Origin of the sequence: Paenarthrobacter sp. NyZ202 (assembly GCF_049860755.1) — a bacterium.
Classification (GTDB): Bacteria; Actinomycetota; Actinomycetes; order Actinomycetales; family Micrococcaceae; genus Arthrobacter.
In genome coordinates this window covers 2,087,420-2,110,587 of record NZ_CP187556.1, presented here as the reverse complement: position 1 = coordinate 2,110,587, position 23,168 = coordinate 2,087,420, and the positions used below count along the sequence as shown (strand labels likewise).

General features: G+C 58.7%; 18 protein-coding genes. 3 read left to right on the top strand and 15 right to left on the bottom strand.

What is annotated here, in order from left to right:
- Positions 1 to 40: 40 nt before the first annotated feature.
- A complete protein-coding gene (locus ACPFL9_RS09735) occupies positions 41 to 2,728 on the bottom strand; it encodes a family 78 glycoside hydrolase catalytic domain (protein ID WP_426007331.1) in 2,688 nt (895 codons plus the stop codon).
- Complete coding sequence (locus ACPFL9_RS09730; protein WP_426007330.1) at positions 2,725 to 4,077, bottom strand: MFS transporter; 1,353 nt, start codon at positions 4,075 to 4,077, stop codon at positions 2,725 to 2,727. The genes ACPFL9_RS09735 and ACPFL9_RS09730 overlap by 4 nt, the downstream gene beginning before the upstream one ends.
- A gap of 177 nt (positions 4,078 to 4,254) precedes the next feature.
- Here ACPFL9_RS09730 and ACPFL9_RS09725 point away from each other — a divergent pair, with 177 nt between their 5' ends.
- Positions 4,255 to 4,881 (top strand): TetR/AcrR family transcriptional regulator, encoded by a 627-nt coding sequence (locus ACPFL9_RS09725; RefSeq protein ID WP_426007329.1) that lies wholly within the window; start codon positions 4,255 to 4,257, stop codon positions 4,879 to 4,881.
- Between the two features lie 63 nt (positions 4,882 to 4,944).
- On the opposite strand, the gene ACPFL9_RS09720 is transcribed toward ACPFL9_RS09725, so the two are convergent.
- Positions 4,945 to 5,295, bottom strand: a complete 351-nt coding sequence (locus ACPFL9_RS09720; RefSeq protein ID WP_426007328.1) for a hypothetical protein — start codon at positions 5,293 to 5,295, stop codon at positions 4,945 to 4,947.
- Positions 5,296 to 6,327: 1,032 nt separating this feature from the next.
- On the opposite strand from ACPFL9_RS09720, the gene ACPFL9_RS09715 reads away from it, so the two are divergent.
- Complete coding sequence (locus ACPFL9_RS09715; protein ID WP_426007524.1) at positions 6,328 to 7,197, top strand: NAD-dependent epimerase/dehydratase family protein; 870 nt, start codon at positions 6,328 to 6,330, stop codon at positions 7,195 to 7,197.
- Between the two features lie 809 nt (positions 7,198 to 8,006).
- Here the strand turns inward: ACPFL9_RS09715 and ACPFL9_RS09710 are convergent.
- The 9 genes from ACPFL9_RS09710 to ACPFL9_RS09670 all read right to left on the bottom strand — a co-directional run bounded on the left by ACPFL9_RS09710 (position 8,007) and on the right by ACPFL9_RS09670 (position 18,617).
- Positions 8,007 to 8,873, bottom strand: a complete 867-nt coding sequence (locus ACPFL9_RS09710; RefSeq protein WP_426007327.1) for an NAD-dependent epimerase/dehydratase family protein — start codon at positions 8,871 to 8,873, stop codon at positions 8,007 to 8,009.
- A 361-nt stretch (positions 8,874 to 9,234) separates the two neighbouring features.
- A complete protein-coding gene (locus ACPFL9_RS09705; protein WP_426007326.1) occupies positions 9,235 to 10,329 on the bottom strand; it encodes a Gfo/Idh/MocA family protein in 1,095 nt (364 codons plus the stop codon).
- A gap of 4 nt (positions 10,330 to 10,333) precedes the next feature.
- Positions 10,334 to 10,921 (bottom strand): peroxidase-related enzyme, encoded by a 588-nt coding sequence (locus ACPFL9_RS09700; protein ID WP_426007325.1) that lies wholly within the window; start codon positions 10,919 to 10,921, stop codon positions 10,334 to 10,336.
- On the bottom strand, positions 10,922 to 11,398 hold the full coding sequence (locus ACPFL9_RS09695; protein WP_426007323.1) for a CMD domain-containing protein: 477 nt from the start codon (positions 11,396 to 11,398) through the stop codon (positions 10,922 to 10,924).
- An 8-nt stretch (positions 11,399 to 11,406) separates the two neighbouring features.
- Complete coding sequence (locus ACPFL9_RS09690; RefSeq protein WP_426007322.1) at positions 11,407 to 12,243, bottom strand: ABC transporter ATP-binding protein; 837 nt, start codon at positions 12,241 to 12,243, stop codon at positions 11,407 to 11,409.
- Positions 12,240 to 13,970: a dipeptide/oligopeptide/nickel ABC transporter permease/ATP-binding protein gene (locus tag ACPFL9_RS09685; RefSeq protein ID WP_426007321.1), complete on the bottom strand. Its 1,731-nt coding sequence runs from the start codon at positions 13,968 to 13,970 to the stop codon at positions 12,240 to 12,242. The genes ACPFL9_RS09690 and ACPFL9_RS09685 overlap by 4 nt, the downstream gene beginning before the upstream one ends.
- On the bottom strand, positions 13,967 to 14,908 hold the full coding sequence (locus ACPFL9_RS09680) for an ABC transporter permease (RefSeq protein WP_426007320.1): 942 nt from the start codon (positions 14,906 to 14,908) through the stop codon (positions 13,967 to 13,969). Before ACPFL9_RS09680 ends, ACPFL9_RS09685 begins: the two co-directional genes overlap by 4 nt.
- Positions 14,909 to 15,028: 120 nt before the next feature.
- The gene (locus ACPFL9_RS09675) at positions 15,029 to 16,438 is read right to left on the bottom strand and encodes an ABC transporter substrate-binding protein (RefSeq protein ID WP_426007319.1); all 1,410 of its coding nucleotides are present in this window, start codon (positions 16,436 to 16,438) and stop codon (positions 15,029 to 15,031) included.
- A gap of 142 nt (positions 16,439 to 16,580) precedes the next feature.
- Positions 16,581 to 18,617 carry an FAD/NAD(P)-binding protein gene (locus ACPFL9_RS09670; protein ID WP_426007318.1) on the bottom strand — a complete coding sequence of 679 codons (2,037 nt, stop codon included), beginning with the start codon at positions 18,615 to 18,617 and terminating at the stop codon, positions 16,581 to 16,583.
- Positions 18,618 to 18,798: 181 nt separating this feature from the next.
- On the opposite strand from ACPFL9_RS09670, the gene ACPFL9_RS09665 reads away from it, so the two are divergent.
- Positions 18,799 to 19,836: a LacI family DNA-binding transcriptional regulator gene (locus ACPFL9_RS09665; RefSeq protein ID WP_426007317.1), complete on the top strand. Its 1,038-nt coding sequence runs from the start codon at positions 18,799 to 18,801 to the stop codon at positions 19,834 to 19,836.
- On the opposite strand, the gene ACPFL9_RS09660 is transcribed toward ACPFL9_RS09665, so the two are convergent.
- From ACPFL9_RS09660 to ACPFL9_RS09650, 3 genes are all read right to left on the bottom strand, one after another.
- Entirely contained in the window at positions 19,831 to 20,409 is a 579-nt protein-coding gene (locus tag ACPFL9_RS09660; protein WP_426007315.1) for a sugar O-acetyltransferase, read from the bottom strand. The genes ACPFL9_RS09665 and ACPFL9_RS09660 overlap by 6 nt on opposite strands.
- Before the next feature lie 192 nt (positions 20,410 to 20,601).
- Complete coding sequence (locus ACPFL9_RS09655; protein ID WP_426007523.1) at positions 20,602 to 21,627, bottom strand: Gfo/Idh/MocA family protein; 1,026 nt, start codon at positions 21,625 to 21,627, stop codon at positions 20,602 to 20,604.
- 17 nt (positions 21,628 to 21,644) lie between these two features.
- On the bottom strand, positions 21,645 to 23,057 hold the full coding sequence (locus ACPFL9_RS09650) for an MATE family efflux transporter (RefSeq protein WP_426007314.1): 1,413 nt from the start codon (positions 23,055 to 23,057) through the stop codon (positions 21,645 to 21,647).
- Between the last annotated feature and the right edge of the window lie 111 nt (positions 23,058 to 23,168).

Below are 23,168 nucleotides of genomic sequence, written 5' to 3'. Positions count from 1 at the left end.
TCCTCGTGTCTTTGATGCCCGTTAGGCGGTCTCTGTTCGGTCAGTAAGCTGCGGGGACCTGTGTACGGTCTCCGGGAAGCGTGGCGGACTCCCGGAATCTGCCCGGTCCTGCCGTGTATTCGGTCCCGTCGGGGAAGACGACCCTCGCGGTGGTGCGGGCGGGGATGTCGGCGTCGATGCGCAGCTCATCCCCGTCCAGGTGCCAATGGACGGCAATGGTTCCCTGGGGTGTCTCGTGTGATCCGCGGGCCCAGCTGATGCCGGGTCCCGGGAGGGGGGCGATCACTACGGACTGCCAGGCCACGGAGTCCTCGGCTTGGCGGAGACCCAGCGTGTATTCGTGCAGGAAGCGCAGGACCGTGCCCTTGCTGTAATGGTTCAGCGATTCATGGGCGGCCCCGTCCTGGTCGACGCCTTCCCAGGATTCCCAGATGGTGGTGGCGCCTTTGTCCACCATGTACAACCACGACGGTGCGGTGCGCTGCAGCAGCAGCTCGTACGCGACGTCAGCCCGCCCGTTCTCGACCAGGACCGGGAGCAGGTACCCGGTAGAGAGGAAGCCGGTGCCCAGATGTGTTCCCGCTTCCCGGATGAGCTCCACGAGCCGTTCGGTTGCCGGTGCTTTCTCTGACTCGGAGAGCAGGCCGAAAGCCAGGGCGCGGACGTAGCTGGCCTGGGTATCCGCTGCGGTTCTACCATCGATACACAGGTACGCCTTTCGCCAGGCATCCCTGACTAAACCGGCGAGGGCGGCATAGTCGTTCTGTTCTGCGTGGCGTCCCACGACGCCTGCGATCCGGGCGAGAGTGTGGGTGGAGCGGTAGAGGTAGGCTGTGCCGACTTCTCCTTTGTCTTCCATGAACCAGGCCATCGGGTTGTCCTGGACCGGGTCGACTAGCTTGCCCTCGGCGTCGCGTTTCTTCGGCTCGGTCCATTCGCCCCAGTGGAACGTGCCATCCCATAAGTATTGCTCGAACGGCTCCGGCTCCGGAGAGGCTTTGACGCGGTCGTGGTGGCGTGTAGTCCGCGCCTTGTCCACGGCCCATTGGATCCAGCGGACCATGGCGTCCCAGTTCTCCTCCAGGACCTGCTTGTCCCCATAGGCCTCATAAAGTTCCCACGGGACGGTCACGATGGCATCTCCCCATCCTGCCGAACCGGTCATCATGGCGAACTGGTCATCCAGGTGGTGCTTGATCCGGCGTCCGTCCGGGGAGAAGTTCGCGATCCTGCCGTCCTCCAACTGGTCATCACGCACGGACTTAAGCCATTTGCGGCTAAACCCGAGCACGTCGCGCAGGCGGGTAGCCGTTGAGGCGAAGACCTGGTAGTCGCCGGTCCAGGCAAGGCGCTCCCGGGTGGGGCAATCGGTGGGAACATCAACGGCGTTGCCGAGGAAGCTCCACTCACCCATCCTGTGCAGGGCGTTCAGGTCCTCGTTGCTGCAGGCAAACTCGCCCGTGCGTTCCAGGTCGGTATGGACCACCTGCATGCTCAGCCCGGCCGGATCCAGTTCGCCGCCTACACGGGTGATGCGCACGTACCGGAACCCGTGAACGGTGTGGCGGGGCTCGAACACGTCACCATTCCCCGCGGAGATGACCTCATCGCGCTGGGAGAACATCCGTGCCGGTTCCCCCGGCCGGTGGGAATCCAGGTGGGAGGTGTCCAGGTCACCGTCCGGACCGACATGTTCGCCGTACTCCAGAACGGTCAGGGTGCCGGCGGGGCCGAGGTCTTCGAGACGGACCCAGCCCGAGGCGTTCTGCCCGAAATCGGCCAGCCACACACCCGGCCGGACCTGCACCACGGCTTCGACGGGGCGGGTAGCGGTGACGCGCACGGCCGGGGCGGGAGACCAGTCAGCCGGAGCGTTGACGACGTCGAGAAGGACTTTCGACGTCGGCGCTGGTGTGGTGGTGAAGTCCACCGTTTGTCCGTCCATGAGGTCCGCCCGTGTGGTTACCGACGGCGTGCTGGTCCAGTCGCCGTCGGTGATGATGACGCAGCGGGTTCCGTCAGTGAGCTCGAGGTGGAGTTCTGCACGGGCCGCGAGGGCGGTCCCCCAGCCGGCAGGGTGGCGGAAGGCGCCCACTTGGCCGCGGTACCAACCATCCGAGAGCTCGATGGTGATGGTGTTCTCGCCAGGGTTCAGCGAGGACGTGACGTCTGCGGCTTGGGCGTAAAGGGTCTGGTCGTACGACGTCGACCCGGGGGCCAGTTCCGCCGTGCCGGCACGATGTCCGTTGATGTCCGCGGTGTAAAGTCCCAGTGCCGTGGTGTAGAGCCGGGCAGCCTTCACAGTGCCGGCGAGTTCGAACGTCGTTGCGAGGACATGGGCCGGACGTTTGCCGTAGCCGTCGTCGTGGCCCTCGGCCGGCGAGATCCAATGGGCCGTCCAGTCCTGATCAAGCAACCCCGCTTCAAACTCAGCCCATTCGGACCAGTCGGCTGCAGCCTCGTTCGTTCGGACACGCCACCGCACGCGTCGGCCGCTTTGCAGCGGCGGCCAGGGCCAGTGGACATGCAGGTAGTGTTCGGACGCGGCTGGGGTGAGCCGGACGCCGTCGACCTCCGCTTGTATCTCATAACCGTTCGCTTCATCGCCGGCGGGTTTCCACGACAACCGTGGCGCAGGGCCGGAGACCGGGAACTGGTCGCCGCCGGAGTCGATGGTGAGGTGATAAGGGCGTGTTGCCAATGTGGTTCCTGTTTCTGTTCGGGTCATCGTACGGCCTTGACCTTCAGGGCGATCATGAGCCCGCCCAACAGGGCCAGCACGGCTCCGGTCAGGTAGAGGACCGTGTAGTTTTTGCCCGGCCCGGTGACACCGAGGGTGATGATCACCGAGGCCAGCAACGGTGCTACGGCGCTGGGGATCTTCTGGGCGAAGGCCACCACGGCCATATACCTGGCTGTTTCTGTCCGGTTGGGCAGGATGGCGAAAATGATGGCCTGGTCCACCGTGGCGAAGACGGCGATGGCGGTCTGCATCAGCACCGCGCCGATGATCAGCTGCGGCAATGACCACGCGAAGGCCTCCGCGACCGCTCCACCAACAAACAATGCCGAGGCGATCAGGACGAACAAGCGCCTACGCTGGAGTTTGTCGGAGAGGAAACCACCTAAGAGAGCGCCTGCCGCAGCTGCAACGACACCGAGCATCCCGATCGTGGCAACCACGCCTGCGACTTCTTTGACAGGCAGATTCAACCGCTGCGCATAGAAGAACGTACCGAAGGTGGTGTTGAAGTACAGGCCCATGAAGAAGATAAAGCGGCCCAGCCAGTTCCAGGAAAAGTCCGGGTACTTGCGCACGTTGAACCCGTAACTGGCAACGACCGACTTGAAGGTGACGGTTGAGTTCGCCGGCAGCTCACGTGATGACCCTTCAGGCTTCAGCAGCGGGAAAAGGGCAAGGAGGACGGCGCCGATCAAGCCTGGTACGACGAAGACCAGCAGGGTGTTGGAGGAAACGGCGTACGCAACGCCAATGCCAAGGACCGGAGCGATCTGGGTCATCAGGTTGGTCAGGGCAGAAACGCGACCGCGCTGCTGCTCTGGAAGCTTATCCGCCATGAGGTTTTGGATGCCCGCACCCGAGATGGACCAACCCGTCATGCCAAGAACCCACCCGACGCCGACGAGAAGCAGATTCGGGGCCACGCCCATGACCACCAGGCCGGCCAAGCCGACGCCAGTGCCCAGGAAAATGAAGGGTGAGCGCCGCCCAAAGCGTGACCTCGTCCGATCGCTCCAGATCCCGACGATGGGGCTGAGGATCAAATAGATCAGTTGAGCCGTGCCGGTGATGAAACCCAGGACCTGTTCCTGACCCGGAGCCAGCTCCGTGATCCGGACCGCAATGCCGTATGACAGCGGGACCATCATGGCGATTGAGGCACCAAAGCTGGCCAGCATCAACCAGAAGATGTAGGACCTGCTGACCGGGATTTGTGGCTCGTCGATTTGCCGCGCTGGATGGTTGGCCCCTTGCGGCCCTTCGTTGCCTGGTAGCGGCTGGGCGGCGGCGACCTCCGCGGCGACGCCTGCTACCTCGTGCTCGTTAGTAGTCACCAATGACTCCTTCGGAAAGTATTCAATTCTGCGATACCGCAGACCCGGTCGTCACACAATGCACGTGTAAAAGGCGACCGAAATGTAACCACCATGGTTACTATTGAGTGAATAGTAGCCATCATGGTTACTATTGACAAGGCCCTGGGAAATCCAAAGAAGAGGAAGGCTGGCATTGTGACTACCATCAGCGGACGAGAGGCAGTCGCCAAACCAGCCACGCGGCGTCGTGGGCCCTATGCAACCACCCCGGCGAGGAGGGCAGAGATTATCCGAGCGGCCTCCGCCAGCTTCGCCGAACACGGATATGAACGCGCTTCGCTCCGTGACATTGCCGCCCGGGCTGACGTCACCCACGCGGCCCTGCTGCGCCACTTCGCGACCAAAGACGAATTGCTCCTAGCGGCCCTGGCTCAACGGGACACGGACGACGACGAGCTGGCCCGGCGCATCATTCAACTCAAAGTCCCGCGTGAGAAAGTGCTCAGCAGCATCCTGCAGGAAGAGTTCGCACATCCGGACCACCTCCGGAACTGGCTCGCCATCACCATCGCGGCAACCAACCCCGAACACCCGGCGCATGATTTCTTTATAGCCCGGCGCGAACGTATGCGGGACAACTTCACCAGCACCCGCCTCGCCACTACCGAAGACAGCGAAGAACTCACCGCGGACGACAAAGTCACCATGGTCATGGCCTTGATCGACGGCCTCCGCATCCAATTCCTGCTCGACCCCAACAGGCCGTGCCTGCACCTGCTCGAAACCCTGATGCGGTTCATTGCCTCGCCCGACGAAAGCTGAGGAACGCCGGGATGCGAAGCAGGTTGTTGACGCCGGATAGGCGTCTGCCTGAAGGGTGACGATTCAGCCCATGAGGGCCATCTTCACGCCCGTTGGCGCCCGCCGCCCCAACCGCGTTATGGACTGCCTGGCTTTGCTTTCGCTTGCTGTTCCATGGTTGAAACGTGTGGTTTCGCCGACCGTCTCAGTGTGTTCGAGTAGCGGAAGCAAGTGCGCGGAGGTGACGTTACTGAGTTCCCCGACTCGATTCCCGTCGATCCGTACTTCAACGAATGTCCGTTCGTTGCCGTTCTTCAAGGCGCGGATCTCCCTGTGAAGACTGACCAGCAAGAGGCCGGTGCCCCCGGGTGGCACGTAATTGACCAGGACATCGAAGTGATTCTCTTCCTTGAGCACTTGCATAGCCGTCCCCAAGTAACGAGGGTTGTAACACCGGCGGGAGGCGGACTGAGCGGTGCTATCAGCTCAGGTTCAGGTAGCGCAACGGTGACTCTGGCCCGGTAGGCGGCTGCCGTCGTCGTAACCCCAAACGCGGGCCGAAGCCACCGCGACGAGGCCACCTCTCCTTAACTTCCGTGGACAACGGCAACCTGGCAGTCGGCGTCGAGGCTGGCAAGTTCATCCTGCAGCGCCTCACTACTCCAGACATCCCGGGGAGAGTACACCAAGTGCCCTCCCAACTGCAGGTACGGGGATGCACCCGGGTAGAAGCAGTTGCGCGGAGTCAGCGCCAACAAGGCAGTACATCACTCGGCAAGATTCTCGTGAGTTATCACCACACTGCTGCTGCCGTGGGAGCTCACCAAATGCCCCGAATCCATCATTGGCGCACAGTTCGCCCGGGATTTCCGATGTGTGCCTCAGTTTTACCGATGAGCGGCAATGGATGCACCGTAGGAGCTTAGCCTGCCTGCCGCTCCTTGCTCTCTACCTAATCGGCCGCCTGAACAAGCCAACAGCATGATCGTCACCCCCTGCACCACCAGACCACCAGGGCACGGCGTGGCGGAGCCGTACCGTCCCACCAAAGCAGACCTCACGGAGTCCTCGCCCAAAAGGCGAGGCAATCAGCGACGGCATCCATGCCACCAACTGCATCCTCCCTTCCGACGGCACTCGCTTTGGTGCCACTACCGCACCCCCATCAGCAGAAAGGAGCCCGGCCGCTAATCGCCGAATTCTTCTACCGCGTGAACTACACCGTACCCAGCAATCACGAAACCTGCCGTCGGCGAGCAGCAGCAAACGCGTCCGCGCATGCCGCGACGAAGGAACCTGTCGCCTCTTGACTCACTCGTCAACTCGTGCTGATAATTGAGGAATCAACACGAGTTGAATAGAGTAGCTCGAGTAAAGAAAATACTTAAGTCGCTGGGCACTACCAGCAAGATGAAGCAACCAGAATTCGGCCTCAGAAGGGCGAGCCATGACGAGAAAGGCCGAGACTTGAAAGTTGCCGTTACCGGAGCAAATGGTAAGCAAGGGCGGGCCGTAGTTAACCTCCTGAGGAGTCAGGGTCACGAAGTCATGGGTTTCGATATAACTCCCCCCATGGTCAAAAGCAACACGTACTGCGTAGTTGACCTCACCGACTACGGACAGGCGGTGGATGCCATGATGGGAGTCGATTCAAGGCACTCCGGCTTCGACGCGGTAGTCCATCTCGCGGCCATCGTCGGGGTTGGTCGCCACAGTGACGTTGAAACATTTCACAACAATATGACCATCACGTACAACGTGTTCCAGGCGGCTCGTCGGGCCTCAATTAAGAACATTGTTTACGCCTCTAGTGAGACACTCTTGGGAATGCCTTTCAAAATCGATCCGCCCTATCTTCCCGTCGACGAAAACTACACCGCGAGGCCAGAATCGACGTATGCATTGGTCAAGCACCTGGAAGAAGCGATGGCAATTGAGATGACCCGATGGGATCCAGCCCTAAAAATAACCGGACTCCGTTTCTCCAATGTCATGGATGAGTCTGATTACAAACGATTCCCCGCATTTGAAGACGACCCATCGGAACGCGAATGGAATTTGTGGGCTTACATTGACCATCGGGATGGAGCTCACGCTGTGCTGCGGGCCCTTCAGTGGGAGGGCAGGGGATTCGAGGCATTCAATATCGCAGCAAATGATTCCGTCATGTCCCGTCCATCGAGAGAACTTGCTGCGGAACGCTTCCCCGATGTTCAGTTGAAGCGTCCACTCAAGGGCAACGAATCCCTCATGAGCTGCGAGAAAGCAAAGAAGATTCTGGGCTTTTCTCCGCAGTACTCCTGGCGTGACGTCGGCACGTCATCGGCAAACCGCTGACGACATCGGAGCGACTTGCGCGCACCCCTTGCTGGCAACCACCGAGGAAGCTCTGAAGTGGTTACAGCGAGGGGTGCCGTCGTTGCAAAGCCTCCGAGTGCTTCTCGTCGATGGCTCAGAAACATGCAAGGCGCGATATCGCTAAATCCGCCTGCCGGACTGGACCCGGAACCTCCACCGGACTCTCTGGAAGCGCTGATTTCTGCCACGGTGGACGAACTCAGTAGGCAATCGTGTTTTCCTGCCACTCATGTTGGTCGCCTTCCATGGGGCAAGACATATGGACAGAACGGCCGAACGGTGCTGGCATGCGGCGGTTCCACCGCCGTTGGGCGCCATTGGTCTCGCTGGCTCCGGGGCGCTGTACAAGCCAGTGTTCATCATGGCGTCGCTGTGTATTGCCACCGTCGGTTTGTTTGCCCAGAGTGCGCCGTCTTAGCAAATTCCTGGCTACTTCCTTAGCGGAGCCGCGGCAGCTGCGGCGGCGGCCTCATCAACGCCCCGCGCAACTTGGAGGCTTTGTGGGTCCAACAATTATCTGGGGGCCCGAAGGACTCTACATGTGTCTACAAACTTCCCAGCTACCTTTTGGGAGACATCTTAACCTTGTCGCGGTGCTCACAGCTTAGCTCCCCCGCATATTCGGTTCTATGACCCCCGCGAAGCAAGACGGTACTCAGCTCGCGCCGTGACGCTTACCCTCGGGGCTTCGCCCTAAGCGCTACGGACACGCAGGGAGGGCGCGTCAGCGCCCTTCCCGCGTCAGTGGTTAGCTCTGGACGCCGACGGCTAATACAGGCTCTGAACTCCTAATCCTCGTCGCGCCAACTATGCCGAGGTTCCCATCCAAGCACTCGTGATGCCTTCCGAATATCTGTCAGACCGCTTGTCCCCTCGATTGATTCGCGGAACGGCACTTCGGGGAAATATTCCTGCATGAGGTCCCGGGTGGGCTGTTGCATGATCGTGTCGGCTGCTGCAATGTTTATGGCTTCGAATCCGGTCTTGTCCAGTTCAAGAGCCAGGAGCACAGCCCGCGAGGCATCGCGTACGTCGATGTAACCCCACATGTTCCACTTTCGGTCTGCAGGATTCTTCCCTTGTTCAAGGAAGTTCGGGTAATCCTCTGGACCTTGGATATAGGAGAAGCGTAGCCCGATCATCTTCAGCTGGTCATCGCGGCGTGTCAGTTGCCGGGCCAATTCCTCTTCAAGGACTTTTTCGAGGGAGTACGCGACGTTTCCCTGGGCTGCGTACTCCTCGTCCATGGGAACGTAGGGGGGCCTCGTATCGATGAACGGATAGCCCAGAAGGGTCTCACTCGAAGCCCACACGATGTTTCGGACATCGGCTATTTTGGCCGCCGTAAAAACGTTGTAGGACGCGGTGATGTTGTTGACGAATGTAGCGGTGTTGGCAGCCATTGTTGCACCTGGAATGGCAGCGAGGTGAACGATTGCATCCACGCCGTCGTGCAGCTCGTCAATACTGGTGAACGCTTCGACCACCTGACCGAGGTCCCCCAGATCAATCCGGGTAAAAGATGCAGTCCGCTCCTTTGGAGGAACGATGTCGAAGCCGTGCACCTTCCAGCCGGCTTCCAGAAGCTCCGCCACAACGGCCCGACCCAGCTTTCCGCTGCTTCCGGTGACGGCCACCGTTTTTTGCTTGAGCATAGTCTAATTCCTTTTCTGCTTGTATGTGCACTTGCTTGGTTGTGAAGCCGGTACTAGCTACGAGCTTCAAGACTGTAGTGGAGGATGTCAGCATCGGGAGAGCTCGAGTGAAGAGCCTCACAGACTAGGACCATTTTTGTTGACAAATATTTGTAGGACAAATATAGTGTGTATTACCTGAGGTTTCAAGGGTGGGCTGGAGGAGGTCCCGACAATGATGCGCATGCGTTTGAGCGACGAGCGCCAACTGCAGCGGCTCTCGCTGAACAGCACAGAGCCTGGCGAAAGGTCGGTCACCGCCTCGGAGCTGCCCACATACGATGGAGCGGTCTTCCCTGATATGGAAGATTGAAGTAGAGCCTCAGTCGGGTTCGACGACACGTCGTTCAAGGGCCGAGCGTTCCACCGCCTCTATCAAGCGGACGATCTGGGTTGCCGCTTTCGAGCCCATGTATGCAGGGCGAGCCTCATCGAGAGCATTCAGAAGACACTCAACCAACCCAGCGCGGCCGAGGACGGCCAATTCACTTTCACGATGACGATCAGACATTGTTCCAGGATCGATCCACTCACCCGGCCGACCGCTACCACGTTGCAGCAGCTCAATTCGAGGGCCGGCATCCGCTCCATAGCGTGTGTACAGGTTGATGGTACCCGCCTCGCCGAACAACTCTATGGACGGCGCTCTGGAGCCCACTTGGCCGTAAGAACAGTCAATGCTCACAAGACAGCCTCCCTCCGTCTCCATGAGAATGCCGACTATGTCGGGCGATTCGACAGGGATGTCAATACCTTCGAAGGGTCCGTGGCCGTAAGCACGGATCAGCGGCCGGCTCTTGAGCGTCATCGCGCACACCTGTCGGACTGGCCCAAGCAGTCCAAGGACCTGTTCGAAGGCGTAAGGTGCCAGATCACGTAGAGGACCTTCTGAAGATGAGTACGCCGGACGAGGATCCCTCGGCCAGGGCATTCCACCCGGCCCCGCGTGCGCGACACGCACACGGGCCGAGTGGACTGCCCCTATTGCGCCTGCCTCAATGAGAGTCACTGCTCTCTGACGGCTGGGCTCCAACATCCGCGACGGAGCAACGGCCACCTGCACTCCGGCACTCTTTGCCAGGTCCTCGAGTTCCAGAGCTTCGGTCAGGCGCAAGGCAAACGGCTTTTCGGATACAAGGTGCTTACCGGCAGAGAGAATTGCCTTGGACGTTTCGAAGTGCGCCCCTATCGGAGTCGCATTGATGACGATGTCCACTCCTTCGCCCGCAAGCATGGAGTCGAGGTCGTCGTATACGTATGGAATGCCAAAGCGCTCCGCTAACAGGACGGCTCGCTCCCGCGAGCGGGAGCTGATGGCAGTCACATTCGCGCGGTGGGCGAGAGCTTGCATGCCGGCGAGGAAGCCGCTTGGCACCTCCGCAATCATTCCGGCGCCAAGAATTCCGACCTTATACATAAAGCTACGAGTCCATCTCGGCGTAATGGGTCCGCCCCAAGGTCATCAATAAACGGTTCGCCCAAGCGAAGAACGAGGTGGCGTGGATGACATCCAAAATCTCTTCTTCGGCGAAACCGTTGCCGCGGAGACTGTCGACGTCGATCCGACCTAGAACTGGCCGTGCTTCCGCAAGCGCGCTGGCAGCGTTAGTCATTGCATTCCAGCGCGGGTCAACGTTCGCTTCGACGCCCTCACTCAGGAATCGGTTAACGTCCTCGGGTCGTTTGGTGAAGTTAGCGGCAAATTTTATGTGCGTTGACGTGCAGATCAAACATCCGGTAACAATACTGGACACAGCGGCGCACAGCTCCCGCTCCCCGCGTGAGAGTCCCTCCCGTGTGTAGAAAATGGCAGAGTCAACGTTGGTACGCTGCGCAAAGATCGCGGGGTCAAGCGCCAACAGCCGGTAATAGGACGACCGGCGTTGAACCGGACGCAACGACTGCTGCTGTGCCTCGCTTAACTCCTCGAGTGCTGGAACAGGGAGCCATGGTTCCCAGGACACCGCACCGCCTTGATAAGTGCGGCCATAGAATTTCGGGGCTGCCATCTAAACTCCCATCATCTCGAGTCCCGCGACAACGCGGGACTGGAAGGCCGTGAAGCCAATAGTCTGTGCGATCGTGATAATTTCCGGATCCGTGAGGCCAACCATGCGTAGGCGGTCAATTTCACCGTCATCGCTTCGAGCCGGGTCTTCGGCCACGACGGTCGCCCACCTGAGGATTACCTCAAGTCGTTCGTCCCCCTCAACCTCCTGAGATGCGACCCCCCGCACCAGGTCATTGGAAATGAGCGAGGCGTAGTGTTCTGACAACCTCGTCTGCCCGGCTGCTGTGCTCACGCGGCAGGCAATAGCCGCCCTCTCATCCTTGGTAATGAGACCAACGGGCCCTTCGCCATTCAACTGATGAATCGCCTCATAGCTGGCTTGCAAGTGATGGAGGACTTCAGGTCGCTGCCTCCTCACTTGCCATACGGCATCGCTGGGGTCGAGGCCGAGAACCTCGTCAATAACGTCCTTCAAGATTGCTCCTAGGATTGGGTTGTCGTCATGGTTTTTGAGATGTGGGCGAGACGCTGTGCGCGGCGCTGAGCTTGTAAGCCTGGGTCTGGGATCGGGGAAGCACTCAGCAGCTGACGCGTATATTCCTGCCGAGGTCGATCGGTAACCTCATCTGCAGGGCCTTCTTCGATGATGCGTCCCCGGCGCATTACCGCTACGCGGTGGCTGATCCTCCTGATGACCGCGAGGTCGTGGGAGATGAAGAGATAGGCAACGCCCGTTTCTCTCTGCAACTCAATGAGCAGGTCCAAAACGCGGGACTGGGTGGTCAGGTCGAGCGCAGAGACCGGTTCGTCGCAGATGATTAGTCGCGGCGCGAGTGCAAGGGCTCGGGCGATGGCGATTCTTTGACGTTGTCCGCCACTGAACTCGTGGGGATACCTCTTGAAAGTGTCTTTGGGCATGGCCACCCGGTCCAGTAACTCCTGAGTGCGTCGTCGCGCGTCACTCGACGACCATCGCGCCTGGCGCAACGGTTCAATGAGTGAGTCACCTACCGTCATCGAGGGATTCAAAGATGAGTAAGGGTCTTGGAAGATGGCCTGTATGTGGGCCGCCCTTTGAACCCTGGACGGATTGGCGCCCATCCCATGCAGCGTAACCTGTCCGGAATGGGCCGGAAAGAGGCCGAGGATGACCTTGCCTACCGTAGTTTTCCCTGACCCGGATTCGCCGACCAGCCCCAGCGTCTGACCAGGTTCGATGGCCAGGCTGACATCGTGGAGAATACGAAAAGGTTCTCTCCTCCAGCGAGACCCGGGAGCATCTGCCACAAGGCTGGTTATCGTGAGAAGCTGTTTCGTCACCGGACGCTCCTATCGAGCTCGAGCCTGGACGGAGCACCCTCCAATGTCGCGGCCAACAGTGCGCGGGTATAGGAAGCTCGAGGGCTTGCAAAGAGTTTTTCTACGTCGCCGCATTCGACGATGGTGCCGTCCTTCATGACAGCCACGCGATCGCAGATATCGGCAACTACTCCAAGATTGTGGGTAATCATCAGCAGCCCCATTTCTCTCTCACGCTGGAGACGCCGAAGTAGCTCAAGAATGTCGGCTTGAACCGTCACGTCCAGGGCAGTCGTTGGTTCGTCCGCTATTAAGAGCAATGGGTTGCAGCTCACAGCCCCGGCAATAAGAACGCGTTGGGCCATTCCTCCGGAAATCTGATGAGGGTACGCAGCGAAGGTCCGCCGAGGGTCTGCGATACCAACATCTGCCAGCAAATCCAAAGCTCGCTTCCTGGCCGCTGCCTTGCCGAGTCCAAGGTGGTGACGCATCGGTTCCATCAATTGGCTGCCCACGCTGAAACTCGGGTCAAGATTGGACATCGGTTCTTGCGGTACGTATCCGATCCCTGACCCCCTGAGCTTCGTGACAGATTTCGCGGCGCCAGCTCCCCCTGCGATTAGTTCACCCCTAAAACGAACTCCACCACCGCTGACAAAGCCGCTCTCCGGGAGTAGCCCGAGGCACGCAAATGCCGTCTGGGATTTACCCGAGCCTGATTCACCCACCAGACCCACCACTTCGCCGGAACCGACTGAAAATGAGACGTCCCGAACCACGCTTTTCGACTCAGCCCCCTCCTGCAGATACGAAACACATAAGTCCGTGACATCCAGCAGGGCCTCAGTTCGGGGAACCGACGGCTCGGTGAATGGTAAACGCTTGGCTTTTCTTCTTGCATTTGTCCGGGAAGGTTCCAATTCATCCCTGAGAACCGAACCAAGGAGAGCCAGCGATGCAACAGTTAGTCCGATGGCAAGTCCGGGCCAAATCATCATGGTTGGTGCTCTGTAGATGTTAAGGAATGCATCGTTGACCATCTGTCCCCAGCGGGCTTCCCTAGGGTCACCGACGCCCAGAAAATCCAGTCCGGACTGCATGACTATCGCTACACCAGCCGTCATGGACATCTGAATCAGCATCGCCGAACGGATTCTGCGGAACACATGGCGTCCTATGATCCGGACATCGCTGAGGCCGGCCACTTGGGCAGCATCTATGTAGAGCTCACGTCTCACCGCCCGCGCGGTGGCGCGTGTCAGACGAAAGGGACCGGGCGAAAATAGCACCCCAAAAATCAACATCACGGCAGCACTCTGGGGGCCAATCACAGTGATGAAAGCCAAAACTATGACCAAGTTGGGAATGGACATGAGCACGTCGGCGAGCCATGTGAGAGCTTTGCCGACCCGCCCACCCCAGTAACCGGCAGCCAGGCCGGCAGGAACACCGATCACGAATGCCACGCCTACCGTGATCGCGGCGTTCCCAAGCGTACTGCGGGTCCCCCACATTAGTCGTGACAAGATATCGCGCCCCGCGCTGTCAGCCCCAAGCCAGTGCTGGGTGTCTGGGGGCGTAATTATCTTGGAAGCGTTCGCGGCTGTCGGATCGTACGGAGCGAGCCACGGAACCAGAACCGCACAAATTGCTACGGCCAACAGGAAAACCAGAGACAGGGCTGACAAAGGATTGGACATCAAGCGGATTACGAGCCCGCCTCTTCGACTCAAATGGAAACTTGTCACTGTGACCTAACTTTCGGATTGAGCCAACCAGTCAACAGATCAATGATGAAGTTCACAGATACCACCATGAACACCATAAAACTGACGACGCCGAGCACCTGCGGTGCGTCTCCTGCCAGCGCCGCGTCGACCACCAGGCTCCCAACCCCAGGGATTGCAAAAACACGTTCGATGACCACGGATCCGGCTAGGAGCCCGACGAACTGCAGCGACAGGACAGTTAGGGCTGGAGTAGCAGCGTTGCGAAGAACGTGCTTGAAAACGATCGATCCTGAAGGCAGTCCTCTACTGCGCAGCGTCCTGACGTAATCCTGTCGAAGGACATCGATTGTGGCCGCACGCACCTGCTGTGCCGTCGAGGCGATCGTGCCGACAGCCAAAGCGAAAACCGGGAGAACGAGGCTCGAGGCCCACTGCGTGGGGCTGGTGGTAAAGGGCACAAACCCCGTTGCCGGAAAAAGCCTGATGGTGATGGAAAACAGAGACACCAGCACGAGAGCAAACCAAAAGTTCGGCATTGCGAAGCCGAAGACAGCCAGCACCTGTACTGCCTTGTCACTGGCTCCGCCTCGAATTGCAGCCGTCAATCCAAGGACAATGCTGAACACTGCCGTAACTACCGTACTAACCAAGACGAGTGATAGTGACACAGGCATACGCTGCAGGAGTGCAGAGGCGACCGGAGCGTTCGTGATCCATGAATGACCTAAATCTCCGCGGAGAGCATTTCCGATCCACTGCCCGTATTGAACGTACAACGGTTCGTTAAGCCCCAACTCAGCAGCCTTGCGCTGTATTTGTTCAGAGGTTGCGAACTCGCCCAGGACATTGCGGACAGCAGCGTCGGGGTCAAGGCTTATAAGCAAGAACGTCCCTGTGACAACGACCAGTATCAGGGCAAGACCCGAACCTATCCGGCGCAGGACAAAGAAGGTCATGACTCCGACCTGGTGCGTCGCGGAACCTCTGACGTGTTGGGGATCAATTTATCTCCGTTGTGTGCCAGTGGACTGGGGATGGTCCGCGCTTTTCAGTCGGGACCATCCCCAATCGAGTTTCTATTTCGCCAGTGCGAAATCGTAGATGGACGGAACATTGACGTAGGGTGCGCTGACCACGACGCCATTTGTTGAGGCATAGTTCCCCGTCAAGGTGTAGAACGGAGAGAACCATGCCTGGTCCACCACGAACGAGTTCACGTCCTTCAAGGCGGCATCGCGCTGTTCGGTTGTTGTTGCGGCTCGAGCCTTCGAGATCAAAGCAGACAGTTCGGGACTCTCCGTCTTGAAGACATTCCAAGGAGAATTGGGCAGAAGGAAGAAGGTGACGATCTGCCAAGGCGCCTGCGACGCGAGCTGGAACAAGGACATTCCCGACTTGCCCGACTGGATATCGCTGGCGATGTTTGTTGAGGGGATCCAGTTGACCTTGATGCCTACGTCGGAAAGGTACTGGGCAACCAGATCAGTCTCCGGCATTGCCGCGTTTCTATGCATATCGATCGTCAGCCCCGACTTGTAGCCCGCTTCCGCAAGCAACGTGCGCGACTTCTCCGGATCGAATTTGTATTTTCCATCAAGGGCAGAATCCGACGACGGCCAGTCCGGTCGGAACAGCTGACCGGTGGTCTTCCCGTACCCCGCGCGGACACCCTTAAGCAGCGCGTCCTTGTCGATGGCGTAATTGATGGCACGTCGTACCCTCACGTCTGCAAGTGCGGGCACCAGTGCTCCGTCGCGGTCCCACAAATACAAACCCACCAGGCCGGGGGCCGAGTACGGTGAGATCGTCAAACCTGAAGATTTTGCCTGGTCAACAACGCCCGTAGGGACGAAAGATGCATCGAGCTGGCCCGAGCGGAGCGCGCTGAGTACAGCGCTTGAGTCTGGCATCGACTGAAGCTTGATGGTCGAAAACGGGAGGGCGCGCTCCTTATTCCAGTAATCCGCCTTCTTAGTGAAGACGTAGGAATTCCCGGGCACTGATTGCGCACTGTCCAACTTGTAGGGACCTGTTCCATCAGGCGTGGTGCTGAGGGCGGTACTGCCAAGGCTCTTCGGATTGGCGATCATGCCCGCGACCTGGCTCAAGCTCCGCACCAGAGTGGGATCCGGAGCCGACAACTCAACATTGACCGTGGAGTTATCCACAGCAACTACATCCTTCACTGATGCCAAGGATGAAGCACTCGCCCCGGAGCCATCGCGTGTGGCCTCAAGATTGGCTTCCACTGCTTTAGCGTCAAGTGGTGTTCCATCACCGAATGCAACGCCGTCAACCAGGTGAAGAGTGAGAACGGTCTGATTTGAGTTGTATTCGTATGTCTTGGCAAGGAAACCCGTGTAGGTTCCATCATCCTTGGCGAAAAGGAGACTGTCGTAAGCTGCCTGCATCCACTGGAGAGCGTAACCGTCCCCGATGACTTGAGGAGAGAATCCTGCGAGGGCGCTGGGAACTGCGAGGGACAAGGTGTCCTTTGATACAGCGGCGCCATTTTGAGCACTGCTTCCTGAGCAGCCGGACACCGCCAGCGCAGAGGCGGTGGCAAGTCCGACGACTGCCAGCAGTCTTCGTTGTGGCTTTGAGCCATGGTGTTTCATTATTGCCCTTTCAGGAGCGAACGGAGTTGGGAAGCGAGTTGATTACCGGTGGTGAACTTATTGGTTGCCGGGAAGTATCGGTCAGCGCGAGTCTGGCCACCGAGTCGGTTTGCCTGAGGAATGCAGAGTTGGAACGGCCCATTGCTGTGAAGCTTGTTCCGAGATGCGTCCCAAGGGGGATTCCCAATGCGTACACATGTGGGCTTACCCTGCCCTGCGCATCGACCACGCGGAAGGTTTCCGGTTCTACCTCCAGGCCATTCGTTTCCATCTCCGGGGATCCCTTTAATCGGTACGGCCGAATGCGCCCGGCACCCAAGAGTGTTCGAATCAACGGATTGCGTGCCAAAGTGAGTGACGGCGTATGGATCCTGGTCTCAACGAAGGCACCCGCGCTCATTCGCCAACCCTCCAATGCCGGACTGGTCACAACGGCGCCCGCAGCACTAGTCCGCAACGCCAGGGCCGGGGGGAGGAAACGAACAATCCCCGCTTTGGCCAATGCAAGAAGCTGCTGAATCCTGAGCAAAGGCGGTCCTCCTGCGAGCGAGTTCGCATAAGAGGCAAACCAGCGCTCATAAATTTCACGCGATTCCCAGGTGGGAGAGTCAAACTCCATGAGACCGCCAAGCCAAGCACGGCTGTTTCCTATGGCAGCGTCCGCGGCTTTGCGGGGACTTGAGGCCCCTGCCAACGCTTCATCAAGATCCTCTTGAATATAGGCGAGCACGGCCTGCTCAACCTCTTCAAGACTTGAAAAAGTGCGACCTTTGAAGGGGTCGCCTGCTAGTTCAGGAGAATACTGATGTTCGAGGCCGTCGAAAACCACATCGAGGCTTGTGTCAGCTGGACACTGGGTACCCGGCTCCAGGTCGAAGACATCCTCTAGATCGGAAACACGGCTTGCTGGAATCTGAGCCTTGTAGTACTGCCAAAGTGCCTCCTTTCGGACCCAGGGCCATCCATCACGCTGAAAATTGAAAGGCCTTCGGAAGGACGCCAAAACCTCCTGCGATGGATACCGTCGCTGCTGAACGACGCGCGGCCACTCCAGCACTGGTTTGGCTTTGAACGGCACGCCGCGCCGTGAACCGACCCACAAGACAGGTTCCCGGCCCGAGGGCTGATAGATCAGGCTGTTGTCCACCTGCCTCGCGAAAGATCCACCCCTGCCAACGGTCAGCAACGCCATCGCGTCAAAAAAGTTCAGCCCCAGGCCCCTAACGATGACTGGTTCTCCCGGACTGAGGTCGCTCCAGCGTGTTTCACTCGGACTGCTTGGCCCTATGTAGGTCCAATTCCCGTCCCGTGCATCACGTTGTGCTTTCGCTTCTTCCAGATCGGGCACATTGTCGCCGTGCCCCAAGGCAAGAACCACCGAATCGGCTCGGATTGTCTTGCCATCTGCGAGGCGGACTACTTCGCACCCAGTTGATGACGGGACGACGGAGAGAGCCAATGAGCCATGGAAATGGACCGCTACGTTGCGCTCTTTTAGGCGTGCGCACACGTCGTCGAAAACCCACCACAAATATGCGCCATACAGGCGGCGTTTGATTGTCGACGTCGGCCCTAGACTTCTCGCATCCTCCGCCAATTGCGCATCCAGATATCCCAAACGGGCGTGCCTGTCCCAGTCGGCTGCCCACTCAAGCAGGCTCGGGCCATCATGAATTGGGCCGTCGGTCTTCACCGATTCATCGAGATAGAGAGTCGCGTCGGCCGCGATTGTGTTCATCAGAAGCTGATCCTGCTGGGATAGCCGCCACACCCGGCCAGCCGGCGGGTATGGGTCTATTAGGTGAATTTCCAGCCTCTCGGGCACGCTCGGATGTCCCGCAGAGACGTGAGCTGCGATTCTCTCCAGCACGGACAGCCCCCGGGGACCTGCCCCCACAATCGCGATTGTTGGCTCTAACCCAACGGACACACCGCTGGCCCGCTGACCCGCCCTCGGCGGGTTCCCTCTCGGGTTGAAGAGCTGAGGCTGTTGGAAGTTTGGCACGTGACAATTATCAGTTAGCTCGTGCCAAAGTTCAGAGTCCATGACGGCCTGTTTCGACACAAGACCCCATATTTCGAAACAATCGGCAATGGACCCGTAGATTACAGAATCGAAAGCACACTGCACGGCTAAGTGGCGAGTGGGTGACACGGCCTAAGATTGAGACGTGTCCAAACCCCCTTCTCCCAGCAGCCGCCCCTCAGCCCCAGCAGGCTCCCGGAAGATGCCCACCATGAAGGACGTTGCGATCGCAGCGGGCGTTTCGCGCCAACTGGTCTCCCTGGTGATGCGAGGTGCGCCGGGACCGAGCCAAGCTTCCCGCGAACTCATACTTGCCGCGGCGGACGAACTTGGCTTTCTAGCCAACACCTCCGCTCGGCTCCTGCGGCAAGGCAGAACAAACCTCATGGGACTCCTCTATTCGGCCAGCAACACCTTTGAAGCGAGCGTTGTCGAATGCCTGCTGGAGAGCGCACCACGCCACGGTTTTGATGTCATGCTCGCTCCCACAACCAAGCAGAGATCAACAGAAGTTGCGCTGTCACAACTTCTGGGGCACAGGATCGAAGCGTTGGCATGCTTCAACCCGGATCCTGCTTCCACGGCTCTGGATCGAGCACTGGACATGATGCCCGTCGTTTGGCTCGGCGAGCGGTCACGCGAACGACGCGCCGACGTCATACGGCCTGATGACGAAGCGGGACTTTTGTTGTTAGTCGGCCACCTGGCCGGCATGGGCCATGTACGCATCGCCTATGTGGGCGGCCTGGGTGGGAATGCAGGGCCGGATCGCGAAAAGATGTATAGGTCAGCCATGGAAGCCCACGGACTGGCCAGGCACATAGACGTCATCCGTGTTGGCTTCGACGAATACGACGGTGCAAAGGCTGCCAATTCCTTGCTCTTGCGCGACACGCTTCCATCGGCAGTAGTAGCGTGCAGCGATCAGTGCGCTCAAGGTGTTTTGGCGGTCTTCCGCAACGCTGGCGTGGACGTCCCGGGCGAGGTGTCCGTCACCGGGTATGACGACACCCCGGTCGCCTCACTTCCGTACAACGAGCTCACCACGGTCGGGCACGACGTCCGGGCAACCGCCGAGGCTACGTTGGTTGCAATCCAACAGCGGATCGTGGACCCTGGCGCAGCCCCAACCGAGCTGGCCACTGAGGCTCGACTCATCGTCCGACGAACAACCGGACCCGCCCGGCAGGGGAATCCCAGACGATCCGGAAAAGACAGGATCCGCCCCGAAGCCTCATAAGGAAGGGCGAAACTTCCCCGGCAACTCGCGGATTACGGCAGCCGGAACTCCGGCTGCGATGCAGTTGCCCGGGAGATCCTTGGTGACAACGGCTCCAGCCGCAATAACGACATTACTGCCTATGGTTACGCCGGGAAGAATCGTGCAGTTTGCACCAATCCACACGTCGTCGCCGATAGTGACAGCTTCGACGAGCGAAATCTTCTTACGGCGCTCGGAGGGATCCAAGGGATGATTCACCGTAGAGATGACGGTATTGGGTCCAATCATGCAATAGTCACCGATGGTGACACGACCGACATCCAGGATCTTCACGTTGTAGTTGGTCAGGAAGTCTTCACCAACCTCAATGTTTGATCCGACGTCGCAGTTGAATGGAGGCTGCATAAAGACCCTGTCACCACAGGCGCCGAACAACTGCTTGATAACGGCGGCCTGCCCATCCAAGTCAGCCGTGTCAAGGTCGTTGAACTGCTTACACAACCTCAGCGCCTCTTCCTTCATCTTGGCGACCTCCGGATCCAAAAAAGAAAATGGCAGGCCCGCCTCATATTTTTGAATTTCAGATAACACCTAACACAACCCCCAAGTACTCAATTTTACGTCTAGGTTCAGCAAGAAAACTATACTACTAAGATCCAGCAACTTCACCATTCCAACTGCCCGTTAGGGCGAACATGGACCGAATTGTGGTTAGGAGCGCCGTAGAATTATGTGCGCTGAATGACAGAGCTCATTGCCTTCTGCTGATGAGGCAATTTCATTTTAATATTCGCATTCTCTTGCGGAATCCTGGGTTGCGACCTGCCGTCTTGCTTCATCAAGAGTTTCCATGATGGAAATCACCTCTTCGTGTGGATGCAGCGGGGACTCTACCCGCCCCTCAGCAACATACGCCGCAAATGCTGTGGCTTGGTAGCAGAGGGATTCGTGGAGGGTGGGATGCCGATCATCATGCCACTCCAACTTTCGTTCATTGAAGAGTCCTCCACTGATAAAGCTGACGGACGACGGTCCCCAGAATGGACTGCCTACTTCAACGCGGCCCTGGCTCCCAACGATGCTGGCCCCACCGGGCAGAACAGATCTGAGAGACGTGGAGAGAAGGGCGGAGGCTCCACCGACGTGACTTAGCAGCATGTCCGCTCGCTCATCCACTCCCGTTGGCGCGACTGCGCCCAATGCACTGATGGAACATGGTGTACCGAGGATTGACGATGCGAACGATACCGGGTAGATTCCGGCGTCCAAAAGGGCACCCCCGCCCAATTGTGGATTCCACAGGCGGTGATCCGACGCCGTCGGGGCCCGGAATCCAAAAGCTGCTGTGACCCTATGAATCTCCCCCAAGGCCCCGCTGCCCAAAACCTGACGGATGATGTCCGACTGAGGCAGATAGCGCGTCCACATCGCCTCCATGACTAAGACGTTGGACGCACGCCCAACGGCCGTGATCCGCCTCGCCTCCTCTGCAGACATTGCAATTGGCTTCTCAATGAGGACATGCTTGCCGGCAGCGATGGCCTCAAGAGCGAGATCACAATGCAGAGAGTGTGGTGTAGCAACATATACAACATCAACAGCCGGGTCTGAGATGAGGGCTGAGGGTGGATGGTGAACCGTCTCTATGCCGTGCTCTACGGCGAAATTCCTGGTCCTGGGCAGGTCGCGCGCAGCCACAGCAGTAATTCTCTGTGACGTATGAGACCTAACTGCCCGTACAAAACGCTTAGCGATGCCTGTTCCGATGACGCCCCAGCGCAGGCTCGGGACGCCATCCCCGGGAATCATGCGGGGCTTCGGGAGCATCATTGGACATCCCTCTCATAGATCGGGAGTGGCTCAGGACGCGGTTGAGACGAGTTGTCGGTCGCGTCGATCGCGATTGGCGGAACTGAAATCAACCGCTTCCGGGCCACCAAGTAAGTTGGAACCAAAATGACGACGGCAGCAATCCATGCCAGCGGCGTCCCCCAAATGATTCCGCCATAGCCGAAGGCTGGCGCAAGCCACAAGGCCGTAGCAATGCGGGCCCCGAGCTCAACCGCGCCGGTAACGGTCGGAATAAGCGTGTAACCAAGTCCTTGGAGCGCACCTCGGAGGACAAACAGCACTCCCAGCACTGTGTACAAACAGCTATTTAACGTAAGGCCGCTCATGGCGAGTTCAACGACTGCAGCGGATTCGTCGCCGATAAAGATGCGAATAATAAAGGGCCCTGCCACCACCAGAAGTATGCCCAGAATCACAGAAGAAGCTGTAGCTACATAAAGTGCATGAAGAACCCCTGAGCGGATGCGGTCTAAACGATGCGCTCCATGGTTCTGGGCCACAAAAACGGAGACCGCCAACCCCAGTGACATCAGGAGGGCGACAGCGAAGCTGTCAACTCTGTAGGCGCTTGTGTATGAAGCGACGGAAACAGATCCGAGTTCGTTGAGGCGGAACTGCACCGCTAAACTGCCTGCCGAGATGATGGCCATCTGAAAGCCCATCGGCAGCCCCAGGCGAATGTGCTCACGAAGGCTCGCTGCGTCCGGTCGCAGAACGGCCCTGCTCAGATGGAGTGCGGGAATCCGACGTCGAATGAATTCGATGCACATGACAACCGTGATCGCCTGTGCAGCTACTGTAGCCAGCGCCGCCCCTGCCACCCCCATTCGCAAGGGCCCCACAAACAAAACAACAAAACCAGCATTGAGGAGACAAGACAGGATCAAAAACACCAAAGGCGTTTTCGAGTCGCCCGTAGCGCGGATGATGGCGGTGACATAGTTGAAGAACATGGTAGCGGCCGAGCCCAGCAGGGTGACCTCTGCGAACGTCGAAGCCTGTTCGATCAGGTCAGACGGAGTTTGCAGCAAGTCCAGCGCTGGCCTCGCCAATAGTGCTCCTGCCAGAGTCAGGATCAAACTGGCTACGAGGGTGAGCAAGGAACCCGTCGCTACGGACCTCTGCATGGCTCGGGGATCATTTGCCCCGAACGAACGGGCTGTGGGAATCGCAAAGCCAGTTGCCATACCCCAGGAAAAGCCAATCACGACAAAAATGAAACTTGTAGTAGACCCAACTGCCGCTAGAGAACTCACGCCCAGTAACCGTCCAACAACGGCCGCATCAGTAAAGTGGTACAGCTGTTGGACAACGTTCCCAACGAGCAGGGGTAAAGCGAAGATCGTGATGACACGCCAAGGGCGTCCGCTGGTCAGCGATCGTGGCACGAGGGATACTCCAAAAAGATTGATAGGACGGTTGACGATAAGTTGCTAGCTAACAGGCAGATTGACATACCCCAGCCGTTCTATGACTGGTCACCTCGGCAAATTTTGGTC